Below are 5,120 nucleotides of genomic sequence, written 5' to 3'. Positions count from 1 at the left end.
CGGCGACTCCTACGATAATGCGATGGCAGAGAGTATCAACGGGTTGTACAAAACGGAGGTTATCCACCGCGGGAGCTGGAAAAACCGGACGGAAGTGGAGTTGGCCACGCTGGACTGGGTGGACTGGTACAACAACAGAAGGCTGCTCGGGCGGCTGGGTTACATCCCTCCTACTGAAGCCGAAATGAACTATTACGCTTTGCAATTAGCATCAGAGGAAGCGGCGTAGTATTGCCAAAATTACTCTCTAATAAACTCGGGGTTATTCACACCAGCGGCTCGTAGGTGGTGCCGTAGGCCTTCTGCTGCCATACCGCCCAGGGGGGAATTTTGCCGCTTTCCGCCGACGCGTAGGGCAGCGCGTAATCGCTTGCCAGTTTTAGCGCGGTGTCCATCGACGAGCTCCAGATCACATCGCCGCTGGTGCCGCCGGCGGCCTGCTCGCTGATATAGCGGTTATAAAGTTCGGTACTGTTCATGTCGTTGTACTCCACCTTGATCTGCGGATAGCGGGCGGCAAACCCTTTCAGCAGCGGGCCGGCGGCTTTGGTATCGGTGGTGGAGTAGATAACGAGACGGCCCTCCTTTTCCGCAGCGGCGACGGTTTTCTGATAATCGGCGGGATAACCGTCCGGCAAGGTTTGCGCCGTAGCGGCAGTGCTGATGAAAACGACGACACAGAGCGACGAAAATAGGCTTTTATTAATCATGGTCATTATTCTCATAACATTAATTTCAATTAAAATTAACATATAGTTAAACATTAGGGCGTTGCAAGGCACCCGGCGGCGCTAAAACCCCAATTTGTGAGCGGGCACACCGTTTATCGCCACCGAAGGAAAGGGCGTGCGGGGAAAAAACTTGAATAGGGAACGATCATTTCCTATATTGATATCACCGGTTGGTTTTCGCGACCGGATGCCGCCCGCGGCGCAGCGGGCCGCGACCACCCCCATCAATCACAGGAGTTGCCATGTCCACCGCCCCGCTTAACGACGTTCGGCGCGTCGAGGCCAAACCTAGCAGCCACCCCGATGCTACCCTGCCCGGCTTCAGCCACCATTTTGCCACCGTTAACGGTCTGCGCTGGCATTATCTGCGCGGCGGCAGGCCCGACGGCGCCCCGCTGGTGTTACTGGCGGGCTTCCCGCAAAGTGGCTATGCGTGGCGCAAAACCTTGCCGCTGCTGGCGGAACATTTCGACTTATGGCTGCCGGATTTGCCCGGGCAAGGCGATTCCGACTTGCCGGCGGATGGCTATGATACCCAGACCACCGCACACCGACTGCATGACTTCCTGCAACAGCAGAAGGTCGGCCCTTGCTATCTGGCCGCCCATGACGTCGGCGCCTGGGTCGCATTCCCTTATACGTTGCTGTTTGGCGCCACGGTGAAAGGGCTGGCGTTGCTCGACGCCGGCATTCCCGGTATCACTTTGCCCGACACGTTACCTATCGCCCCGGCGCAGGCCTGGCGCACCTGGCATTTCGCGTTTCATGCCCTGGATGATTTGCCGGAAAGTCTCATCACCGGCCGGGAACGGGTGTATCTGACGTGGTTTTTGCGCCGCAAAGCCGCCAATCCGCAAAGTTTCAGCGAGGCCGACATCGACGAATACCTGCGCACTTTCAGCCGCCCGGGGGCGCTGCGCGCCGGTCTTGCCTGGTATCGGGCGGCCACGCTCAGCGCCGAGCAAAACCGCCGTCTTTGCGCCGCCGGTACCTTGGTCCCGCCGTTGCTGGCGATGAGCGCCGATCATGGCTCAATGGCGGACATGGCCGCGCCGCTGCGGGCGTACGCCCGTCAGGTCAGCGGCGTCATCATTCCCTTTTCGGGCCATTTTTTACCCGAGGAGCAGCCGGCGGCGGTGGCGCAGGCGTTAATCGCTTTTTTTTCGCGGCACCGCGTCGGGCTGAATCCTGCGCAATCGCGCGCCGTGTGAGGCCGTTAAGACGAACTTTCTGCCCGACGCGCGGGTATTTTGCTACAGTAGCAGGATGCCTTCAGACAAAAAGCAGGAGTTAATGTATGGCAATCGAATATGCGGTCATCGCCGGTGGCTGTTTTTGGTGTACCGAAGCGGTGTTTAAAGATGTCATCGGCGTGGAATCGGTGACCAGCGTGTATACCGGCGGTACCGTGCCCCACCCGAGCTATAAGCAGGTCTGCACCGGCGAAACCGGCCATGCTGAAGCTATCCGCGTCGGTTTCGACCCGGCCCGGCTGAGCTATGGGGAATTGCTGGATATCAGCTTCGCCACCCATGACCCGACCCAGCTTAATCGTCAAGGCAACGATATCGGCACCCAGTATCGTTCGGCGGTGTTTTACACTTCGCCCGAGCAAAAGCAAGAAGCCGAAGCGGCTATTCAACGTGCCCAGGCGGACTACAGCAGCCCCATTGTCACCACGCTCGAACCGCTGGGCGAATGGTATCCGGCCGAAGACTACCATCAGGATTATTGGCAAGGCGAAGGCCAGCAGAACCGCTATTGTCTGGCGGTGATCCCGCCCAAGCTGCAAAAGCTGCATAAACGCTACGCCGCTAAAAGCAAATCCCAGCAGGCGTAACGGGCTTAACTCTATCCGTTCGCCACCCCGGCGGCGCGGCGGAAAGGGCCTTACCGTTGCACCGGGCAATTCGGCCACTGTCGTTTTCTCTGATTGAGGCGGCTATCACGCCTCTTGGGCAATTCGGGCCTCTGCCCTGACCTCATCTGGGTGGCGCGGTGCGCCAGCCCCCCTTTGGTAAAGAGTGACCACCTCCCCCACCATCAGCAGGCTGGGCGACACGGGCTTTTCCCGTGCGATGGTCTGCGCCAGTCCCCCCAGCGTGGTCAGCAACACCCGCTGCCCGACGCGGGTACCGTTTTCGATAATCGCCACCGGCGTTTGCGCCGCCCGGCCATTTTCAATCAGCCCGCGACTGACCTCTGCGCTCCAGGTCAACCCCATATAGAACACCAGCGTCTGGTGCGGATCGCGCAACGCCGCCCAGTCCAGCGCCGGGGCACCCTCTTTGCCATGACCGGTAATAAACTGCACCGACTGGGCGCAGTGCCGGTGCGTCAGCGGGATGCCGGTACTGGCGGCGCAGCCGGCCGCTGCGGTAATTCCCGGCACCACCTGGCAAGCGATCCCCGCATGCTGCAACGCCAGCATCTCTTCACCGCCGCGGCCGAAAATAAAGGGATCGCCGCCCTTCAGGCGCACCACCCGGTGGCCGGCGCGGGCTAGACTGACCAGCAGTCGATTAATATCCTGCTGTTTCATACCATGTCGGCCGGGTGCCTTGCCGACGTCAATGCGCAGCGCCGTCGGCGGGATCAGCGCCACCACCTCGTCGGACACCAGCCTGTCCACCACCACCACCGTCGCCTGTTGCATGGCGCGTAAGGCTTTGACCGTCAGCAGTTCCGCATCCCCCGGCCCCGCGCCCACCAGCCAAACCGTGCCGGTCGTGGAGGCTTTGCCGGGCGCGGGAGCCGTCAGTGCGCTTAATAGTGTCATCATCACCTCCTCAGGCCGGCTGTCGCGCCAGCAGCTGTTTCAGTTCGGGTATACACGAGCCGCAGTTGGTGCCGCAGCGCAGGCGTTTACCCAACGCGTCCACCGTGTTGCACCCCTTGTCAATCGCCCGCGTTATCTGTTTCTCGCCGACGCCGTAACAACTGCAGATCGTGCGTCCGGCGGTTTCACCGCTGGCCTGCTGACCGGCCAGTAGCGCCAGCCTGTCCTCCGGTGCATAGGTATCTACACATCAGGGAGGAGGCTTAAGAGCAACTCTCGCTAAATGAGTAAGTTCTTCCAGACTATATTCCGATAATAATTTTAGTGTATTCAACAAGATGGATAGGCCAGCGAGCAGAGCAGGAGCGCTCTCTCTGCGGCCTCGCTTTTGCTGTCGTCCTGACAAGCGACATATCAGCTGGCGGGCTGCCGCATTTTCTTCTCCTTCAGCGCGTTGCAGCCGCCATACCAGAACAGCAGCCATACTGGCTATTAACAACCTGCGTAGTACGGCTGGCGCGCTGCGCTGAAGCCATGTTTCTACGTCATGTCCGGCACCTTTCAGCAACTTAAAAAATGATTCAATATTCCAGCGCCAGTAATACCAACGAGCTACTTCCTCGCAGGTGATCTCGCTGCAAACGTTTGTAAGCAGCGTCCAGCGTCCCACCACATTACCGAGATCATCCGTAAGCCGAACAACAACCAATCTGACCGTCAGAGGCTCTCCAGGTTGGATTTTTATGCGGCGGCCGGTTTCTTTATCTTTACGCTTCTGCTGCGCAGCTCGGGTTATGACTATCGAGGTTTCACTGATTTCCATATCAGCTTTTTTCCCTTTCCAGTCTACCTGTCCGCATCCGTTGTATGGCAGAAGAGCAGCAATCTCACCAATTTTCAATGAATTACCTTGCCACTCTGCACCATGTCCTTCTTTTCCTCGGATAAGCCAGCATATTCCTTGAGTACTCAACGTCCGCATATGTCCAATAGAGTCACCCTCTCTATCAATTATATGAATCAGCTTTTTACCTATATTAAGCGATTCCACACGGGCAATATCGGTCGTCAAGGCGTCCATATGTGTCTGCCGTTCGGACAGTCCTTCCGCCAACGTTGAATGACAACCGGTTGCATCGGTAAGTGTCTGAGATAGAGGCGCTATTGGCAAACCCGTGCCAGCATCAACCAGCAAGCTGCTTTGAAGTTCATATCCAACATCGCCACCGTGCGTCATTTTTAAGCGTCCGTATTTGGCATGATGGTAAAGAAATTGTAAACGTGACCAATCATGAACAACGAGAGCGTATGGATGCGGGCTAAGCGAAATTTGCTCAAGTGCTAGCGAAATAATTGGCTCATTGAGTTGACTGAAGCTAATTCGCTTATTATTCAGAAAACGCCAGACAGCTTGGGTAGTTGCGAAAGTTGATTTTTGAGCACTTGCGAGGTCTTTAACCGCAGAAGCAAGAAGAGCCGCGGGCGTCATATGCTGTTTAACCAGCGTCTGATATCGGCGGGTAAGGCGAGAGTCAATCCCGCCAACAGATAGGTTGAAATCATTCTGCAAAGTAATAACAGGTATCACGATAAATGTGTAGATACCTATG

Annotated in this window: 5 protein-coding genes and 2 pseudogenes; 3 read left to right on the top strand and 4 right to left on the bottom strand. The window is 57.1% G+C overall.

Features of this window, described 5'->3' with window-relative positions; translation table 11 throughout:
* Positions 1 to 229, top strand: a 229-nt coding sequence (locus CINSTRO3249_RS12565) for an integrase core domain-containing protein (protein ID WP_143146879.1), incomplete at its 5' end; no start/stop codon positions are given.
* 40 nt (positions 230 to 269) lie between these two features.
* Here the strand turns inward: CINSTRO3249_RS12565 and CINSTRO3249_RS12560 are convergent.
* Positions 270 to 710 (bottom strand): annotated as a pseudogene (locus CINSTRO3249_RS12560) (ABC transporter substrate-binding protein); the annotation flags it as partial.
* A 263-nt stretch (positions 711 to 973) separates the two neighbouring features.
* Between CINSTRO3249_RS12560 and CINSTRO3249_RS12555 the strand changes: the two are divergent.
* Positions 974 to 1,942 (top strand): alpha/beta fold hydrolase, encoded by a 969-nt coding sequence (locus tag CINSTRO3249_RS12555; protein WP_074013530.1) that lies wholly within the window; start codon positions 974 to 976, stop codon positions 1,940 to 1,942.
* Between the two features lie 86 nt (positions 1,943 to 2,028).
* Positions 2,029 to 2,571 (top strand): peptide-methionine (S)-S-oxide reductase MsrA, encoded by a 543-nt coding sequence (gene msrA, locus CINSTRO3249_RS12550; protein WP_074013529.1) that lies wholly within the window; start codon positions 2,029 to 2,031, stop codon positions 2,569 to 2,571.
* A 105-nt stretch (positions 2,572 to 2,676) separates the two neighbouring features.
* On the opposite strand, the gene cobA is transcribed toward msrA, so the two are convergent.
* The 3 genes and pseudogenes from cobA to CINSTRO3249_RS12535 all read right to left on the bottom strand — a co-directional run.
* Positions 2,677 to 3,513, bottom strand: coding sequence for a uroporphyrinogen-III C-methyltransferase (gene cobA / locus CINSTRO3249_RS12545; protein ID WP_125933186.1), 837 nt, complete (start codon positions 3,511 to 3,513; stop codon positions 2,677 to 2,679).
* A gap of 7 nt (positions 3,514 to 3,520) precedes the next feature.
* A pseudogene (locus CINSTRO3249_RS12540) lies at positions 3,521 to 3,736 on the bottom strand (bacterioferritin-associated ferredoxin); the annotation flags it as partial.
* Between the two features lie 24 nt (positions 3,737 to 3,760).
* Positions 3,761 to 5,120 (bottom strand): flagellar biosynthesis protein FlhF (locus tag CINSTRO3249_RS12535; RefSeq protein ID WP_254304262.1); only part of this gene is annotated, 1,360 nt, incomplete at its 5' end.

Origin of the sequence: Candidatus Sodalis sp. SoCistrobi, from assembly GCF_900143145.1 — a bacterium.
In the GTDB taxonomy this organism is placed as follows: Bacteria; Pseudomonadota; Gammaproteobacteria; order Enterobacterales; family Enterobacteriaceae; genus SoCistrobi.
The sequence above is the reverse complement of the archived record's forward strand: the minus strand, read 5'-3'. Positions and strand labels throughout refer to the sequence as shown.